Consider the following 16,373-nt stretch of genomic DNA (forward strand, 5'->3'; position numbering starts at 1 on the left):
CCCCCCCCCCCCCCCCCCCCCCCCCCCCCCCCCCCCCCCCCCCCCCCCCCCCCCCCCCCCCCCCCCCCCCCCCCCCCCCCCCCCCCCCCCCCCGGCCCCCTTCTTTCTCTGATGCCTGGGTCGCCGCCATGACCCACAGCCCCCTGCATACCCCCTCGCACAGACCTTCTGGAGTTTTGTATGAGCACCGAGCGCACCGCCCAGTCGATCACCCCCGCCGTTTTGCACCGCCTCGTCCAGGAGGACCGGGCGCCGCGCCTGCTCGACGTCCGTACGCCCGGCGAGTTCCGCACCGCGCACATCCCCGGCGCGTACAACGTGCCCCTGAGCACCCTGCGTGAGCACCGCGCGGAGCTCCTGTCCCACCTGGACGAGGAGGTCGTGCTCGTGTGCCGCTCGGGACAGCGCGCCCGAGAGGCGGAGCAGGCCCTCGCCCAGGCTGGCCTGCCGAACCTGCGGGTCCTGGAGGGCGGCATGAACGCCTGGGAGGGGGTGGGCGCGCCCGTGAAGCGGGGCCCCGAGCGGTGGGACATGGAGCGCCAGGTTCGCCTCGTCGCCGGGTCCATCGTCCTGGCCACCGGACTTGCCGGCATCCTGATTCCGGGTATCCATCTCATCGGCACCGCTGTCGGCGCCGGCCTGACCTACGCCGCCCTCAGCAACTCCTGCGCCATGGGCGTTCTGCTCTCCAAACTCCCCTACAACCGCGGCCCGCGCACCGACATCCGCACCGTCATTTCGGAGCTGCGGAGCGCGTCGTGACCGCGCTGATCGTCGCGGCCTCCCTGCTCATCGGCGTCAGCCTCGGCATCCTCGGCGGCGGAGGCTCGATCCTCACCGTCCCGATCCTGGTCTACCTCGCCGGACAGGACACCAAGGAGGCCATTGCCACCTCCCTGTTCGTCGTCGGCGTCACCAGCCTCGCCGCCCTGATCCCGCACGCGCGGGCCCACCGGGTCCGCTGGCGGACCGGCCTGCTCTTCGGCGCCTTCAGCATGGCCGGCGCCTACGCCGGCGGCCGCGTCGCCGAGTACATCCCCGGCACGGTCCTACTCGTCGCTTTCGCGCTGATGATGCTCGCCACTGCCTACGCGATGCTGCGCAAGCCCCGCAACGGCAAGAAGAAGGCACGGCCCGCGCACCGCGACCTGCCCCTGAAGCACATCGCGGTGGAGGGCCTGGTCGTCGGCGCCGTGACCGGTCTGGTCGGCTCCGGCGGCGGCTTCCTCGTCGTGCCCGCCCTCGCGATCCTCGGGGGTCTGCCGATGGGCATCGCGGTCGGCACCTCGCTCCTGGTCATCGCGATGAAGTCCTTCGCCGGACTCGCCGGACACCTCTCCGGGGTGTCCATCGACTGGGGCATCGCCCTGACCGTGACCGTGGCGGCGGTGGCCGGCAGCCTGATCGGCGCCCGCCTCGCCGGACGCATCCCGCAGGACGCGCTACGTAAGTCCTTCGGCTGGTTCGTCGTCGTCATGGGCGTCTTCGTCCTCGCCCAGCAGCTCGACTCCGGCCTGTGGACCCACCCGGCCACCTGGGCGGTCCTGGGCGGCACGGCAAGCGTTGCGGTCACCGTCCGACTCCGGAGGCGGTCAAGGACGGCACGACCACAGCCGGTACCCCGCGTCCGCCAGGACGCGGCGCCGAGATAACGCGAGGGCACGTCCTCAGGCGTATCCCATGGGGGGGAGGAGGAGAATTCCCATGCAGGTGAACGAAGCATCGATGAAGCCCGTCCTGAACCGTCTCAAGCGAGCGCAGGGGCAGCTGGCGGCGGTGATCGCCATGATCGAGTCCGGCAGAGAGTGCGAGGACGTCGTCACCCAACTCGCAGCCGTCTCCAAGGCTTTGGACCGGGCCGGGTTCAAGATCGTGGCGAGCGGGATGCGTGAGTGTCTCGCTGACGGTTCCGGGAACCCGCCCATGACACAGGACAAGCTGGAGAAGCTCTTCCTCACCCTCACCTGAGCCTCCCTCCCGTCCAGCCGGACGAAGAAGCCGGTCGCTCGGAGCGAACCGGAGCCCGGTCCGCCCCGAACGACCGACGTGGGCAGAAGCAGAAGGGAGGAGACAGTCCACCCTGCCTGGTCACAGTCAGGGCGTACAGGTTCACGGCCCTGGTGTGGACCCCAACGCGGTGGGCCGGGAGCGGCGCACCGGGACGCACGCCCCGGCGGCCGGCGGCACCCATGCCCTGTCCACTTCTGCGGCCCGTGCCTTCCCCTTACCCCTCGGCGCCGTCGTGGGTCAGGAGCATGAAGCTCTCGGGGTTCGGCACGAGAGCGAATCCGGCCTTCGCGTAGACCTCGTGGGCGTCGAGGGTCGACAGAAGGACACGCTTGAGCCGATAAGGAGCAAGGTGGTCGCGGACGGCTTTCGCCAGCCATGTACCGAGCCCTCTGCCGCGGTGGGTGGGTTCCACATAAGCGTCGCAGAGCCAGGCGAAGGTGGCGTGGTCGGTGACCACGCGAGCGTAGGCGACTTGGCTGCCGTCGGCGTCGTAGACGGCGAAGTTCAGTGAGCCTCGAATGGACGCCTCGACCGTTTCCCTGGTCCGCCCCAGAGCCCAGAACGCATCGGCTGAAAGCCACTGGTGCACGAGCTCGACATCGAGGCGGTCAGGATCCGTGGAGAGCTCGTACCCGTCATTTCCCTTACCTGCGGTCATGGAGTGGCAGGGTATCCAGCGCACTTGGTTTTTCCAAGTAAAAGTTGTGAGGGGAAACCGGAAGGCCGTTTCTCGCTGCCGAGCGGCTCCGTGATCTGGCCTGCGCCGCGTGGCACGATCGCCACACCGTCGCTCGGACCCTGAAGGACTGCCGTGTCTTCCCTCCCCGTCGTGCTGCACAACGCCCGGATCGTCGACGGCACCGGCGCCCCGCCGGTCCCCGACGGGGTCCTGGTGATCGAGGGGCCCACCATCCGCTGGTGCGGTCCCGCCAGCGAGGCCCCCGACGACCCCGACCTGCGCCGCGCGACCCGAGTGGACCTCGGAGGGCGGACCGTATGCCCGGGGTTCATCGACGCGCACGTGCACTTCGCCCTGCCGGGCCCGGTGGAGAGCCCGCTGGCGGGTGCGGCCGAACCCGTCAGCTACCGGACGCTGAAGGTGATCGACAGGCTCCGGGTCACCTTGCACAACGGGGTGACCACGGCACGCGACCTCATGGGACTCGACGCGGGCTTCCGGCGGGCCGTGGCCGAACGCCGCATCGCAGGACCGCGGCTCCTGGTCGCGGTGAGCATGCTGAGCCAGACCGCCGGCCACGCCGACTTCCGCCTCCCGAGCGGCATCGACGCCCTCGCCACCGCCGTCGCCTTCCCCGGCAGCCCTCCCGGCATCGTGGACACCGTCGACGACCTCCGCACCCGCGTGCGCGAACTCGTCGCCGCCGGCGCCGACTGCGTCAAGCTCGCCGCCAGCGGAGGGGTCACCTCCCCGCACGACCAGCCCGAATGGCTCGGACTGCGGCCCGAGATGATCCGCGCTGCCGTGGAAGAGGCCGAGGCCTACGGCGGCCTTCCCGTCGCGGTCCACGCGATTGGGGAACCCGGCATCGCCGCGGCCGTCCGCGCCGGCGTCCGCAGCATCGAGCACGGCTACGCCCTCACCGACGAGCTGCGTGCGGAGATGGCCGAACGCGGCCAGTTCCTCGTCCCCACCCTCCTGGAGACCATGCACGACCCCGACCCGTCCACCGTGCCCGCGGCCGTGCACGCCAAGGCCGTGCACTGGCACCGGGTCGCCCAGGAGTGCGTGGCCCGCTCCGTGCAGGCCGGGATCCGTATCGCCATGGGAACCGACGCGGGCCTGATCGCCCCCCACGGGCAGAACCTCAAGGAGCTGGGACTCCTCGTCCGCATCGGCGGCATGACGCCGCTCCAGGCCATCCGGGCAGCCACCTCCGAGGCGGCCGATCTGTGCGCGGTGGGGGACGCCACCGGCAGCCTGGTCGCCGGCAAGGCCGCCGACCTCGTCGTCTGCGGCACGAACCCCCTGGACGACATCGACTCCCTCGCCGACCCCGCCCAGCTGCACGCCGTCCTCAAGGAAGGACGCGTCGCCATCGACCGGGCCGGCGTCCTCGCCTCCGCGGGCCTGCCCCACCTGGTCCCGTAGAAGCACGGGGCCAGGTGAGGACCGAGTCGGTCCGAAGCCCCTTTCCGGACCAGCGGTCTCCCGGTGGTCCGGACGCGGGCCGAACCACCGGGAGACGGACAAGGCGCATCCCCTGGCCGCCCAGGCCGTTTTCTTCGGGTCCACCCGAGCGTCCCTCACCCGTGTGAGCAACGCTCGTGATCAATACACCTAGAGGGCGGACCTGCCGCGTCGGCGCAGCTTCCATGCCGCGAGCGAAGACCCGCTGGTGGCGAGAAACAGAGCGACGAGTCCGAGCGACTGCGCGCGGGCACTACCGGCCTCTGCCAGTTCGTCGCCGTAACCACCGGGCGGGTTCGGCGGATACGTCGGATGCGTGGGTCCAGGCGTCGGCTCCGACGAGGTCGGCGTGGGCGTCGGGTCGGTCGGAGTCGGTGTAGGCGTCGGCTCCGTCGGGGTGGGCTCCGTCGGTGTAGGTGTCGGCTCGGTCGGAGTCGGGGTGGGCTCCGTCGGGGTAGGTGTCGGCTCGGTCGGAACCGGCCGGTTGTGAACGACGCAGCTCACTGCCGCCAGACGCGGCACGTCCACCGTGAAGGCAGGGGCGGAGGCCGTCCCCGTGTTCGTGACGTCCACCGGCTCGCCGTCATCGAGGTTGGTGCAGACCGCGTTCTTCGCACCCTGAGTGACCAGCTCGTAGCCCGGCTGCTGGGCCTCGGTGACGGTGACGTCGGCATCCGTGGTCCCGGCCGGGAAGGTCGGCTTGAAGACGACCCCGCCCGTCCCGTCGCTCACCGTGGTCTCGGTGTCCGGCAGCCCGCCGATCCCGGCCGTGGTGGTCGAGGCGTCGAACTGCCATCCCTCACCCGCCGGTTCGGCGCCGGTGACGTCCTCGCCCTCCGTGTCCTCGGGCACGATCTGCTTGATGACGGACAGCGTGCCCTCGCACTGCGCCAGGGCCATGTTCCTCAGGGCCTCGCCCGCCGCCGCGAAGTCGGTCGTCTGGTAGTAGTCGGCGGTCTGCGGCGCGGGGTCCGCCGGATCGAAGGCCTCCTCGCCCGAGATCGCCTTCAGGTTGATCCCCGAGATCCCCTCGACGCCCCTGCCCACGCCGACGGCTACGACCCTGGACCCCTTCGCCTTCACCGCGTTGGCGGAGAAGATCCCGCCCTCGACGTCCGCGAAGTGGGTGTTGGTCCCGTCGCCCGTGTACGGCTTGGCGAAACGCGTCGGGTTGCCGTCCGTGAGGACGACCACCAGGTCGTAATCCGGAGCCGACTGCGCGACCGCGTTCAGCCCCTGGTCCCAGTTCGTCCCGGAACCGAGGGTCCACCCCTGGTACAGGCCCTTGAACGCCTGCGCGCCGTCCTTGGTGGAGACCGGCATGAGGGCGGGATGGTTGGTGGTGCCCGTACTGGGAGAGTTCCGGTCGAAGGAGAACAGCGCGAGCCGCGAGGGCGTGCCGGTGAGCGTGTCCGTCAGTCGGTCGGTCGCCGCCTTGAGGTCCGGCAGCGCGCTGCCGACCGATGCCGACAGGTCGAGGACGACCGCCACGTCCAGGCCGCAGGCCGACGGCAGCGGCGGGTTCACCCTGGACTGCTGCCAGATCCCGCCGGAAGCCACGTACGGCACCGCCGCCCAGTCCGTACTGCGCATGAAGTCCGTGAGGGAGGAATACGTCTCCCCGCCTTCGAGGGCGGGTGTACGGAACTGGTAGACCGACTCCACCGAGCCCGAGCCGCTGCCCTTGCCCGTACGCAGCGACGGGTTGGCGAACCAGCCCGCGGGCACCCCGCCGGGCAGCTGACGGACCCAGAACCGGACCCCGGCGTTCGCTCCCCCGCTCCCCGTGTCCGGCACGGTGAAGCTGCAGTCCCCGTCCGCGTCGGAAGTGCACCGCGCCCAGGCACCCGCGACCGGCTCGGCATCGGCCTCGTTCGCGAAGAGGGCCAGCCGCACCCCTGCAAGAGGGATGACCCCGGTGTCACCGGTCCGGTCCCCTCCGGTCCTCACAGTGATCACCGACGTATCAGCGGCAGGTGTCGGGACATCGGCCCTCGCTCCGGGCGCCCCCAGCCCGGCGAGGACGAAAAGGGCGGCACCCAGGGTGAGCTGACGGGGTTGCAGACGCATGAAGGTTCTCCAGGGAAGGGAAGCACAGCAGACCGAAAATGTATCCAATTCGTCTCATATGAGACTCTCTACTCCATAAGTGAGTGAGTCGACATAGCAGAGCGCTTACTTACGTATGGGCGCCGTCCTTCGACGCGCACCTCGCCGCCGTTGGCCCGCCCACCAGCGTCCCGCCGAGGCTCATCCCGCATCCGCTGACGCCGAGACGCGGCCTTCGCCAACTACGGCGCCCAGGCCCGCGAGACTGTCTCCGCGATCCAGGACGCCGCCATCTGCCGCTTGGCTACGCAGGCGAGAACCAGGAACAGCGGTTGTTTTCCAGGAACGGTGACGTGTCGGTAGAGCTGAAGCTGAATGCGGCCAGGACCTACCGCCGCAGCGTCACCGCCCGCTCTCATCCCGGGGCGCGGGCACCATGGCGCCCGGCTCCTCGATGTCTCGGACGGCGGCGTCGTCTTCGTCGGGCGCGGGCCGACGGCGGAAGGGGCCGTCCTGCCCCAGGAGGACGTCGGCGATGGGGGCGTCCTTGGTCCGGTGGGGGTCGTACAGCACGAGACCATGCTTCCCGCCGCGCGCAGCGGTGCGGGGGTCTGGTCACGGCCTCAGCGGCCCTTGCCAACGGGATGGTCGTTCATTCCTTGTGGTTAAGGGCTCGCGTCAACTGCCGGTTCGCCGCGCGTGCCGCTTCTAGTTCGGCCTCCTGTTCCTCCATCTGCCGGGCGAGTTCGGCGTTGCGCTGTTCGAGGTGCGTGATGGTGGTCTTCAGCTCGGCGACATCGGCGCTGGCTCCCAGCCCGGATTCGGCCCAGGCCTTTTCGCCGAGGCGTCTGGACAAGGCTTCCTCCAGCTGCGTGACGCGGGAGGCCAGGCGGGTGGCGCGCGCGTTGGCGTTGGCGAGGTCGGCTCGAAGTGACGCCGTGGTGACGTCTGCGTTTCCGGGTGATGCGGCTGAGCGGCTGGTGGTGTGGAGGTGGTCCAGCAGGTCGCGGTGGCGGTAGAGGAAGGTGCGGTCGACACCTGCTGCGCGGGCGATGGCGGAGGTGGTCAGAGGGGTGCCGTCGCGGATCGCGGTCGTGATGGCGTCCTGCACGCGGCGCCGTCGTCGTTCGGTGCCGACATGGCGGCCGGCGTCCATCGGGGTGGTCACGTCGGGTTCCTCGCCGGTCGGACGTCGGGCAGGGGCTGGTGTACGCGGGGCATGCCGAGGTGGACGGTGCGGTTGCGGCGTACGAGGGTGACGGCTTGTTCGATCTGGGCGCGATCCTCGGGGGTGAGGTCGTCGAGGTCGGTGCGGACGCGTTCGATCAGGCGGCGCACGCGGCGGATCTCTTCCTCGGAGGGCATGGCCTGGGTACGGACCCACTCATCGGCTTCGAAGGCGGACATGAGGCGTTCGCGGCTGCGGAGCAGGTCGGCGAGGTGGGCCTGGAGATCGGGGAGGTAGGAGATGTCGGTGGAGAAGTGCTCGCAGCCCAGGCAGCGGAAGCGGAGCGGGCAGGCGTGGCCGCCGGCCGCGACGTTGGAGGGTTCGCGGCACACGCCGTAGGGAGTGGCGACCTCGCCGATCGCGCGGCGGACGTGCTCCGAGTCGAGGAGACTTTTCGCGGTGCGCCAGACCCGGTTGCCGTGGCGGTCGAACTGCAGAGCGGTGACGCGGTCGACGGCTTCGCGGCGGCGTTCCTCGCCGACGCGGTAGTAGCCCATGGTGGTGCTGACCAGGCGGTGGTCCATCAGCTCCTTGAGGACGTCGACCGGGACGCCGGCATCGGCGTGCCGCTGGGCGTAGCAGTGGCGGTAGGCGTAGGGGAAGATCCGCATCTTGTCGAACGGCGTCAGCCGGGTGATGCGGTGATCCCCTTCGGTGACGACGACCGGTACGAGCAGGTCGGGCAGGGAGTTCACCCAGGCCCGGTGCTGGCTCGACATGTCGGTCAGGGGCTTGGTGCCTTCCGGGTTGGCCTTGGACCGTGGCAGGAGCCGCAGAACTGCGGAGTCCGCAGTGGGGAAGCGGTCGCGGACGCGCTGCTGCTGGCGCCGGATGACCGCGGCTGTCTCGGCGCCGATCGGCAGACGTCTGCCGAGCCGGTAAGCCTTGTGGTTGTCGTAGACAAGGACATCGGAGCCGTCGGAGTCCTGCCCCAGGCAGTCGAAAGCGAGAGTGTAGATCTCGTCGGGGCGCCTGCCGGTGTCGATGAGCAGCTCGGTCGCGACGCGGACCTCCATCCCGCTCATGGCCTCCAGGTCGTCGAGCCGGGCGCACAGCTCACGCATCACCTCTTCCGGCAGATCCCGGCCGGCCTCGGTGTCCGCGGGCTCGTCGGGCATGTCCTCCGGCGCGATCGCGAAGTCGGCCGGCATCCCTTCCAGCAGCTGCCCGGCCGCGGTAAGACCAAGGGCGCGGAAGCGGGCCAGGACCCGGCGGACGAACCGGGTGAACGTCAGCCTCCGGGCTGCGCTGAGCCGGCCGGTCGAGGTGAAGTAGCCCAGGCGGTTGGTGAAGGCGACGATGTCGCTGCGGCCCCACGCGGCGGGCACCGCGCCGCGGTCCTCACGCTGCACCCGAAGGCTCTCCGAGAGCATGCCGACGGCGGCGATGACCGCGCGCATGTGCTGGACCGCGTTCCTGTTCCGGCGCCGGGGCAGATCGTCGTACACCCAGACCTTCATCGCCTCCCGCAAGGGCTCCTGCAAAATGGGCACGAACGAGATACGGCCGGTGTAGCCGAAGACCGCCATGTCCCACACGTCCTTGACGCGCTCGGTCTCCGGAGTCATGTCCAGCAGCCGCAGAGCACGCTGCCAGGCCTGCACCATCGTCACCTGCTCGCGGTGGTTCCCGTGTGCTGCGGCGTCCGTCACCTCGTCCAGCCGGCGCACCTGATGGGCGCGCAGCCGGTCGTAGAGGGGACGCAGGCACTCGGGGCGGGACCGGAATCCCTCCTGGGTACGGATCATCAGACCGTAGAGGAGTTCGGCGACGAGCCGGTCCGGCAAACCACGCAGACTCGCCTCGCGCGTGGTGCAGATCGCCTTGTCCGTCAGGCGCCAGTGCGCCTCGTCGAACCCCGGCACCCGCCGGGCCCGGTAGAAGCGCTGGACATGTGCCTTGCAGTACGGGGGCTGGCCACCGGCGCGGGCGAGGAAACAGGCCACCACCTCACACGGCCCTGGCGCAGCATGCCCCCTCACCCGCGAGTGAGCGAGGAACGCCTCCAGGTCCAGCCCGCGGCACTCCGCTGTGGCGTACTGGTCCCGGTGGGCCAGACACAGCCGGCCCGCGACGGTGTCGCGCGGCCGCCCGCAGTCCATGACCGCGCACGGCTCCTGGCCGACCCCGCGGCTGACCTTCTTCGGCACGAGCACGAACTCGTCCAGCGGCACTTCGGGTCCGAGTCGCCACCGTTCCAGGCAGCCCCCGCACATCGGGTGGGTCAGCACGGTGATCGCGGAAGGACAGGCCGGGACCGGGCAGTCCGGCAGCCCGATCACCGGATGCTGCCGGGGCCAGGTGATCACCCGCCGCTCCCAGTCCCACCCCAGCACCCGCAGAAAGTCCTCGTCCAGGGCGCGCAGGATCTGTCCCAGCCGTTCATCCTCGGCCGGCTCTCCGCAGCTCGGTGCGACGGCGGCACGCGCGGCCGTCACCGGCCCGCCCCCGGCCCGCCCAGCCCGCGCGGCGACGGCACCCGTTCGATCGCCGCCCTGATCCGCTTCGGGTCCGGAAACAGGTACGGCGCCTGCGAGTCCAGACACTTCTGCCCCAGCAGCGCCTGCACCTCATCCGCCGCAGCCCCGGCATCGACCGCATTCGAGGCAAACGCCCGGCGCGCCATGTGCGCACCCACCCGCCTGCCCAGCCCGGCTCTAACGCCGAGCCGCTCCAACACCTCCCCGACCGCCTCCGGCGACATCGGCGCGCCCAGCGGCCCCCGGAACAGGTTCACCAGCAGAAAGTCGCTTCCGCCCGCCCCCAGCAGCCGCAACCGCTCCTCGTAGTAGAGATCGCACGCGGACACCACCAGGAAGTCCACCGGCGCCACCCACGCGTGCCGCGACTTCGACCAAGCCCCGTTCGCGTTCTCCCGCCGCTTCACGTGCACGTGAGCCCCCGGGTAGTCGCAGCCCAGCACACGGGAGTCCGGAAGCAGATGGACATCGCTGCGACGCAGCCCCGCCACCTGCCCCCGGCGCAGACCGACCCGGCCCACCAGCAGGACGACCAGCCGGTCCCGCGCGCTGCGGGCGGCGGTGAACATGGCCACCAGCTCGGCGTCCTGAGCACGATCCATCCGTGTCTCCGGCTCCCGCAGCCAGTGCACCGGCCGAAGCCGGTAGAACAGGCCCCCGTCCTCGCCCTGGGCCTCCGCCGGAAGATCCCGGCTGTCCGCGAGCTCGTAGATCTGCCCGAGCACCGACCGTGGCGCCTGCCTCACCGACACCGCGTACGCCAGCAGGCCCCGCACCGCGACCAGCACCCTGTTAATCCGCCGCTCGCCCCGCACCGGCTTCCCACCCGGGCCGGGCTGAATCACCGGCGCTTCCCCGTCCCGCGGTACGGGAGTGTGCTTCAGCCAGATCATGAACAGACCGAGATCCTGCCCGGCCGCGGTCCACTCCCGGCGCGTCGCGGCACACCACCGCAGATAGAGCGCAACGCCGCCGGCGTACGCCTTCGTCGTCAGCTCCGCCCGGTCCCGCCCGAACCGCAGAGTACGAAGCCACTGATCAACAACAGGGACGACCTCCAAGTCGTCATCGAGCACCGTCCAGTACTTCTGACCGGACGGCATCACCACGGGGAACGCCCGCATCCGCATCTCCTGCCACGAGTCGTGCAACAACCCGCCGCAGAGCCACACCCCCCGAGAACGAGTCCCAGGAGCTCAACGAACCCACCTCACCGCACGTCACACCACAGCAGACCCACCCGGAGAGAAAGCGGGTTGCCTCCATGGCCGTAGCGATGGCACGGGGCCTGGCACCGAGCACATCTACCCAGGAGCTGGGGCGGGCACTGCTGGGTCGGCAGGTTGGTGGGGGCGGGCGTGATCATGGTCGCTTCCTTCGCGGCATCGCGGTGAGCACCGCGACTCCAAGATAGAACAAGCGTTCAAATCCACACCAACGGACGCGCGCGCTCGCGTGTTCGAATACCTGTTCGGTACGGTGGAAGTCTGACCAAGAGGTTAGTGCGGGTTTGGGGGTATTAGGCGGAGGCTGTCATGGGTGATGGGGTGCACCTTCATGTCGCCTCGGGCTTCTCCGCCCGCTACGGCGCTTCCCACCCGGGCGACCTGGTTGCCCGGGCCGCGGAGCGCGGGATCAGGACTCTGGCGCTGACGGACCGGGACAGTGTCACCGGGATGGTCCGCTTCGCGAAGGCGTCCATGTCCGCCGGGGTCCGCCCCGTCTTCGGTGTGGACCTGGCCGTGGCGCCGCACCTGTCGGCCGCCCCGCGGATGCCGGCTCGGCGGCGGACTCCGGTCCGCGGTGGCGCCCACGTCGTCGAGGCGCCCTTGCGGGTCACGCTGCTGGCCAGGTCAGCCGCCGGGTGGGCCCGCCTGTGCCGAATCGTTTCCGCCGCTCACCTCGCGGGAGGTGTGCCGACTGCGTCCTGGGACACCTTGGGGCAGTTCGCGGACGAGGACCTGGTGGTGATGCTGGGCCCGGCTTCCGAGCCGGTGCGCGCCCTTGCAGCGGGCAGGGCCGATGTCGCCGAGCGGCTGCTTGAGCCGTGGCGGGAGCTGGCGGGCGCGGGCCTTCGGCTGGAGGCGGTGTCGTGGGGTCTTGCGGGGATGGGGCCTGGCTCGAGGCGGCTGGCCGCGCACACGGTCGGTCTGGCGGACCGGCTCGGTATTCCGGCGGTGCTCGCGAACGCGGTGCGTTACGCCGATGCGGGTCAGCGTCGGCTCGCGGATGTGCTGGATGCGGCGCGGCTGCTGCGGCCGGTTGACCGGCGGCGTCTGGACTGCGGTGAGCGCTGGCTCAAGGGGCCGCAGGAGATGGCGGTGGTGGCGGAGCGGGTCTGTGCGGATGCCGGCGGTGGGCCGGGCCGTGCGGCGGTGTTGCTGGCCGAGACGCTTGGGACGGCGGAGTCCTGTGTTGTCGACCCGGTCGCCGACTTGGGTCTTGGCTCTCCGCATTTCCCGGAGCCGACGGTCGTGGGAGCCGAGGCCGGGGCGGGCGGGGCGATGCGGCTGCTGAGGCAGCGGTGTGAGGCGGGGATGGTGGCCCGCGGTCTCGCCGCTGACCGGCGCTCGGTCGAGCAGCTGGAGTACGAGCTGGGGATCATCGGCCGCCTCGGGTACGAGCCGTATTTCCTGGCGGTCGCGCAGGTCGTGGCCGACACCCGGGACATGGGTATCCGGGTCGCGGCCCGTGGCTCGGGCGCCGGATCCATGGTCAACCACTCCCTGTTCGTCGCCACCGCAAACCCGTTGGAGCACCATCTGTTGTTCGAGCGGTTCTTGTCCGAGCGGCGGGCGTCGCTGCCGGACATCGACATCGATGTGGAGTCGGCCCGCCGTCTGGAGGTCTACGACAAGATCTTCGAGCGGTTCGGCGCCGAGCGGGTTGCGGTGACCGGGATGCCGGAGACCTACCGTGCCCGGCACGCGCTGCGGGATACCGGGCTCGCGCTCGGCCTGCCGCCGCATATTGTGGACCGGGTCGCGAAGGCCTTTCCGCATATCCGGGCCTGTGACATCCGCTCCGCGCTCGCCGAGCTGCCCGAGCTGCGCCATCTGCATGCCGAGGCCGGCGTGTACGGGCCGCTGTGGGAGCTGGCGGAGGGGCTCGACAAGCTGCCGCGCGGGATGGCGATGCATCCGTGTGGGGTGATCTTGTCGAACGCGTCGTTGCTGGAGCGCCTCCCGGTCCAGCCGACCGCGCAGGGCAAGTACCCGATGGTCCAGGCCGACAAGGACGACGTCGAGGACCTCGGCCTGCTCAAGCTCGATGTCCTTGGGGTGCGGATGCAGTCCGCGATGGCGCACGCCGTCGCGGAGATCCGCCGCACCACGGGCCGGCAGATCGACCTCGACAACCCGGACCACGTCCCTCTCGATGACCATTTCGCCTTCAAGATGATCCAGGACAGCGACACCATCGGCATGTTCCAGCTGGAGTCCCCCGGTCAGCAGGACCTCGTCGGCCGGCTGCAGCCCCGTGACCCCCAGGACGTCATCGCCGACATCTCCCTTTTCCGACCCGGTCCGGTACAGGGAGGCATGCCCGCGATGTACATCGCCGCCCGCCACGGCGCTGCCCCCGCCTACCCGCACCCCGACCTCGAACCCGTCCTGCGCGACACCTACGGGGTGACGATCTGGCACGAGCAGATCATCGACATCCTCGCCGTCATGACCGGCTGCGACCGGGCCCTGGCCGAGGTCGCCCGCCGTGTCCTCGGCGACGAGAAACGCCTACCGCGCCTGGAGGCGTGGTTCCGGGAGAAGGCCGGCGCCCGCGGCTACAACCCGAACGTCCTCGACGAGGTCTGGGACATCGTCAGCAGCTTCGGCGCCTACGGTTTCTGCCGCGCGCACGCCGTCGCCTTCGCCGTCCCCGCCCTGCAGTCCGCCTGGCTCAAGGCCCACCATCCCGCCGCCCTGTATGCCGGTCTGCTCGAGCACGACCCGGGCATGTGGCCGCTGCGCGTGATCGTCTCCGACGCACGACGCCACCGCGTGCCCGTCCTGCCCGTCGACATCAACACCTCCCAGCCCGCCTACACCGTCGAAGCCACCGACGCCGGCTTCGGCGTACGGCTCTCCCTGTCCTCGGTGCGCGGCATCAGCGAGGACGAAGTCACCCGCGTCGCCGCGGGCCAGCCCTACACCTCGCTGCAGGACTTCTGGCAGCGCGCCCATCCCTCACTGCCCATCGCCGAGCGCCTGATCCTGATCGGCGCCCTGGACCAGCTCAAAGGTGATCTGACGCGGCGGGACCTGCTGCTGCAGGCCACCGAACTGCACCGCCAGGCCCGCAGCCGGCCCGGCGCCGGCCAGCTCCCCCTCGACGACTCCCTCATCACCGCCGGGCCGACCGGCCTGCGGGAGATGTCCAGCCGCGAACGCATGGACGCCGAGCTCACCATCCTCAAGATCGACGTGAGCCAGCACCTGATGGAGCACCACCACCGGCTCCTGCGGGAGCTCGGAGCCGTCGATGCCAAGCACCTGCGCCAGATGCACCCCGGGCAGCAGGTCCTCGTCGCCGGCATCCGCGCCTCCACCCAGACCCCACCCATCCCCTCGGGCAAGCGGGTCATCTTCGTCACCCTCGAAGACGGCTCCGGTCTCGTCGACATCGCCTTCTTCGAAGACAGTCACGACGCCTGCGCCCACACCGTCTTCTACTCCGGGCTCCTCCTGGTCCGCGGCACCGTCGAAGCACGCGGCCCGCGCCGCACCGTCGTCGGCTCCATGGTGTGGAACCTCGAGGAACTCGCCGCGGCCCGCCGCGACCACGGCCCCCAGGCCGTCCTCGACCTCATCGGCCGCACCACACCCGCACCCACCCCCGCCCAGCCCACAAGGCCCCCGACCCGCACCCTCAAGGACGGCACCACCGGTGCCCGCCTGCACCCCTACGCGGACCTCCAGCCCGCCGGCACCCGATCCGCCGACCTCAACCGCCTCGGCCACACCAGCCCCGGGAGCGCCGGATGACCACCACCCGCACCCTCATGCGCATCCACTTCCACCTCCCCTCCCCCGACCCCGACCTCTACGAGCAGCTCCTCGCCGTCCTGACCGACATCACCCCCCAGGTCGAAGCACACCCCGCCGACACCTCCGCCGACGCGGACCTCACCGGCGCCCTGCGCTACTGGAAACAGGACCCGGCCGGCCTCGTCGGCGTGATCCGCCTCCGCGCCCTCGCACTCCACGGCGTCCAAAGCAGCGCGGCCGCCGGCCCCAACAAGACGATCACCGCGATGGCCGCCGCCCGCACCCCACCCGGCGCCGCCACCATCATCGACCCCACCCCCTACGGCATCGCCGCCTTCCTCCGGCCCCAGCCGACAGCCGCGCTCCCCGGCATCGGCCCCGCAGCCGCCCGCGCGCTGGGCCGGCTCGGCATCACCACCGTCGGCGACATCGCCGACACCCCACTCCCCACCCTCCAGCGGATCCTCGGCGTCGCCGCCGGCCGCCAGGCCCGCCAGCGAGCCCACGGCATCGACGACCGCCCCGTCATCCCCGCAGCCGCGCCGAAATCCCTCAGCCGCACCCACCAGTTCGACCACGACGAACTCCACGCCGACCGGCACCACCGTGCCGTCCTCGGACTCACCGAACAGCTCGGCGCGCAGCTGCGGGCCGACCACCACATCGCCCAGGCCCTCTCCCTCACTGTCACCTACGCCGACCGCACAACCACCACCCGCACCCGCACCCTGCCCGAGGCCACCGCCCACACCCCCGCCCTCTCCGCCACCAGCCGCGAACTCCTGGCCACGCTGGGGCTCCAACGCGCCCGCGTCCGCACACTCGCGCTCCGCGCAGAACGCCTCCAACCCGCAGAAACCGCCACCCACCAGCTCACCCTCGACACCCACGACGAGAAAGCCCACCACCTCGAAACCGCCCTCGACCGCGCCCGCGCCCGCTACCACCACGGGATCGTCGCCAGCGCCGCCGCATTCCGGCCAGCCAGCTGATTCGCAACAAAGCACGGCCTTGTCTGCCGCCGAATCACTTGCCCCCGGCGGCGCGCACGGTGGGGCCACGCCTCGTCTTGTGGCCAGCCTCGTCTCGGCCCGCGATCCCGCGACCTGACGTCAGTAGCTCTTCGAGCTACCCGAATCTCCTGGTCAGAGATAGCGTCGATGATCAACGGTCCTGTGCGGATCCTGGTACAGGGAGGGGATGGCATGCGTCGCGACATCGGATGGGGTCTGTGCGACACGGGGTGGGGGGTGGCCGACCCAAACTGTGTCTACCCCGGCCGCGACCCGGGTTGGGGCTTGGCGGATCCCGAATGGGGGAGCCGCTCCTAGCGGCGGACCTTGGCGGCGTGCGAGCTGAACTGCAGCGGCACCGGCTCGACACCAAGCCGAAATCCGGGATTCCTCTCCGGTGGTGGCCGCAGAGTTGTCAGGGCCCGGTACACCTCGCTCGGGCTCCTCGGGCCCGGC

At 70.8% G+C, this 16,373-nt stretch carries 12 protein-coding genes; 6 read left to right on the plus strand and 6 right to left on the minus strand.

Translation table 11 applies throughout. The annotated features are described in order from the left end of the window. Nucleotides 1-180: 180 nt before the first annotated feature. The 3 genes from ACZ7G1_RS26245 to ACZ7G1_RS26255 are packed head-to-tail and all read left to right on the plus strand — an operon-like array spanning nt 181 to nt 1,968. A complete protein-coding gene (locus ACZ7G1_RS26245) occupies nt 181-762 on the plus strand; it encodes a rhodanese-like domain-containing protein (RefSeq protein WP_200430224.1) in 582 nt (193 codons plus the stop codon). Further along, on the plus strand, nt 759-1,652 hold the full coding sequence (locus ACZ7G1_RS26250; RefSeq protein ID WP_470880354.1) for a sulfite exporter TauE/SafE family protein: 894 nt from the start codon (nt 759-761) through the stop codon (nt 1,650-1,652). The genes ACZ7G1_RS26245 and ACZ7G1_RS26250 overlap by 4 nt, the downstream gene beginning before the upstream one ends. A gap of 52 nt (nt 1,653-1,704) precedes the next feature. Continuing rightward, complete coding sequence (locus ACZ7G1_RS26255; RefSeq protein ID WP_470880352.1) at nt 1,705-1,968, plus strand: metal-sensitive transcriptional regulator; 264 nt, start codon at nt 1,705-1,707, stop codon at nt 1,966-1,968. A 256-nt stretch (nt 1,969-2,224) separates the two neighbouring features. On the opposite strand, the gene ACZ7G1_RS26260 is transcribed toward ACZ7G1_RS26255, so the two are convergent. Further along, nucleotides 2,225-2,668, minus strand: a complete 444-nt coding sequence (locus ACZ7G1_RS26260; protein ID WP_470880351.1) for a GNAT family N-acetyltransferase — start codon at nt 2,666-2,668, stop codon at nt 2,225-2,227. A gap of 153 nt (nt 2,669-2,821) precedes the next feature. Here ACZ7G1_RS26260 and ACZ7G1_RS26265 point away from each other — a divergent pair, with 153 nt between their 5' ends. Then, nucleotides 2,822-4,120 (plus strand): metal-dependent hydrolase family protein, encoded by a 1,299-nt coding sequence (locus tag ACZ7G1_RS26265; RefSeq protein ID WP_470880349.1) that lies wholly within the window; start codon nt 2,822-2,824, stop codon nt 4,118-4,120. Nucleotides 4,121-4,309: 189 nt separating this feature from the next. On the opposite strand, the gene ACZ7G1_RS26270 is transcribed toward ACZ7G1_RS26265, so the two are convergent. From ACZ7G1_RS26270 to ACZ7G1_RS26290, 5 genes are all read right to left on the minus strand, one after another. Then, nucleotides 4,310-6,118 carry a vWA domain-containing protein gene (locus tag ACZ7G1_RS26270; RefSeq protein ID WP_470880347.1) on the minus strand — a complete coding sequence of 603 codons (1,809 nt, stop codon included), beginning with the start codon at nt 6,116-6,118 and terminating at the stop codon, nt 4,310-4,312. 492 nt (nt 6,119-6,610) lie between these two features. After that, a complete protein-coding gene (locus ACZ7G1_RS26275; protein WP_470880346.1) occupies nt 6,611-6,781 on the minus strand; it encodes a hypothetical protein in 171 nt (56 codons plus the stop codon). A gap of 79 nt (nt 6,782-6,860) precedes the next feature. Further along, nucleotides 6,861-7,376 carry a hypothetical protein gene (locus ACZ7G1_RS26280; protein ID WP_470880344.1) on the minus strand — a complete coding sequence of 172 codons (516 nt, stop codon included), beginning with the start codon at nt 7,374-7,376 and terminating at the stop codon, nt 6,861-6,863. Continuing rightward, a complete protein-coding gene (locus ACZ7G1_RS26285; RefSeq protein ID WP_470880343.1) occupies nt 7,373-9,874 on the minus strand; it encodes a hypothetical protein in 2,502 nt (833 codons plus the stop codon). The genes ACZ7G1_RS26280 and ACZ7G1_RS26285 overlap by 4 nt, the downstream gene beginning before the upstream one ends. Beyond that, entirely contained in the window at nt 9,871-11,040 is a 1,170-nt protein-coding gene (locus tag ACZ7G1_RS26290; protein ID WP_470880342.1) for a tyrosine-type recombinase/integrase, read from the minus strand. Before ACZ7G1_RS26290 ends, ACZ7G1_RS26285 begins: the two co-directional genes overlap by 4 nt. 411 nt (nt 11,041-11,451) lie before the next feature. On the opposite strand from ACZ7G1_RS26290, the gene ACZ7G1_RS26295 reads away from it, so the two are divergent. Continuing rightward, nucleotides 11,452-14,901 (plus strand): DNA polymerase III subunit alpha, encoded by a 3,450-nt coding sequence (locus tag ACZ7G1_RS26295; RefSeq protein ID WP_470880341.1) that lies wholly within the window; start codon nt 11,452-11,454, stop codon nt 14,899-14,901. Beyond that, entirely contained in the window at nt 14,898-15,896 is a 999-nt protein-coding gene (locus ACZ7G1_RS26300; RefSeq protein ID WP_470880340.1) for a DNA polymerase Y family protein, read from the plus strand. The genes ACZ7G1_RS26295 and ACZ7G1_RS26300 overlap by 4 nt, the downstream gene beginning before the upstream one ends. The last annotated feature ends 477 nt before the right edge of the window (nt 15,897-16,373 follow it).

Source organism: Streptomyces sp. NPDC037273 (assembly GCF_055603625.1).

What these genes read in the sequence shown, in the direction of transcription:
- ACZ7G1_RS26295 (WP_470880341.1), top strand. Translation starts at nt 11,452, where the DNA reads ATGGGTGATGGGGTGCACCTTCATGTCGCCTCGGGCTTCTCCGCCCGC.
- ACZ7G1_RS26260 (WP_470880351.1), bottom strand. Translation starts at nt 2,668, where the DNA reads ATGACCGCAGGTAAGGGAAATGACGGGTACGAGCTCTCCACGGATCCT.
- ACZ7G1_RS26300 (WP_470880340.1), top strand. Translation starts at nt 14,898, where the DNA reads ATGACCACCACCCGCACCCTCATGCGCATCCACTTCCACCTCCCCTCC.
- ACZ7G1_RS26255 (WP_470880352.1), top strand. Translation starts at nt 1,705, where the DNA reads ATGCAGGTGAACGAAGCATCGATGAAGCCCGTCCTGAACCGTCTCAAG.
- ACZ7G1_RS26245 (WP_200430224.1), top strand. Translation starts at nt 181, where the DNA reads ATGAGCACCGAGCGCACCGCCCAGTCGATCACCCCCGCCGTTTTGCAC.
- ACZ7G1_RS26290 (WP_470880342.1), bottom strand. Translation starts at nt 11,040, where the DNA reads ATGCGGGCGTTCCCCGTGGTGATGCCGTCCGGTCAGAAGTACTGGACG.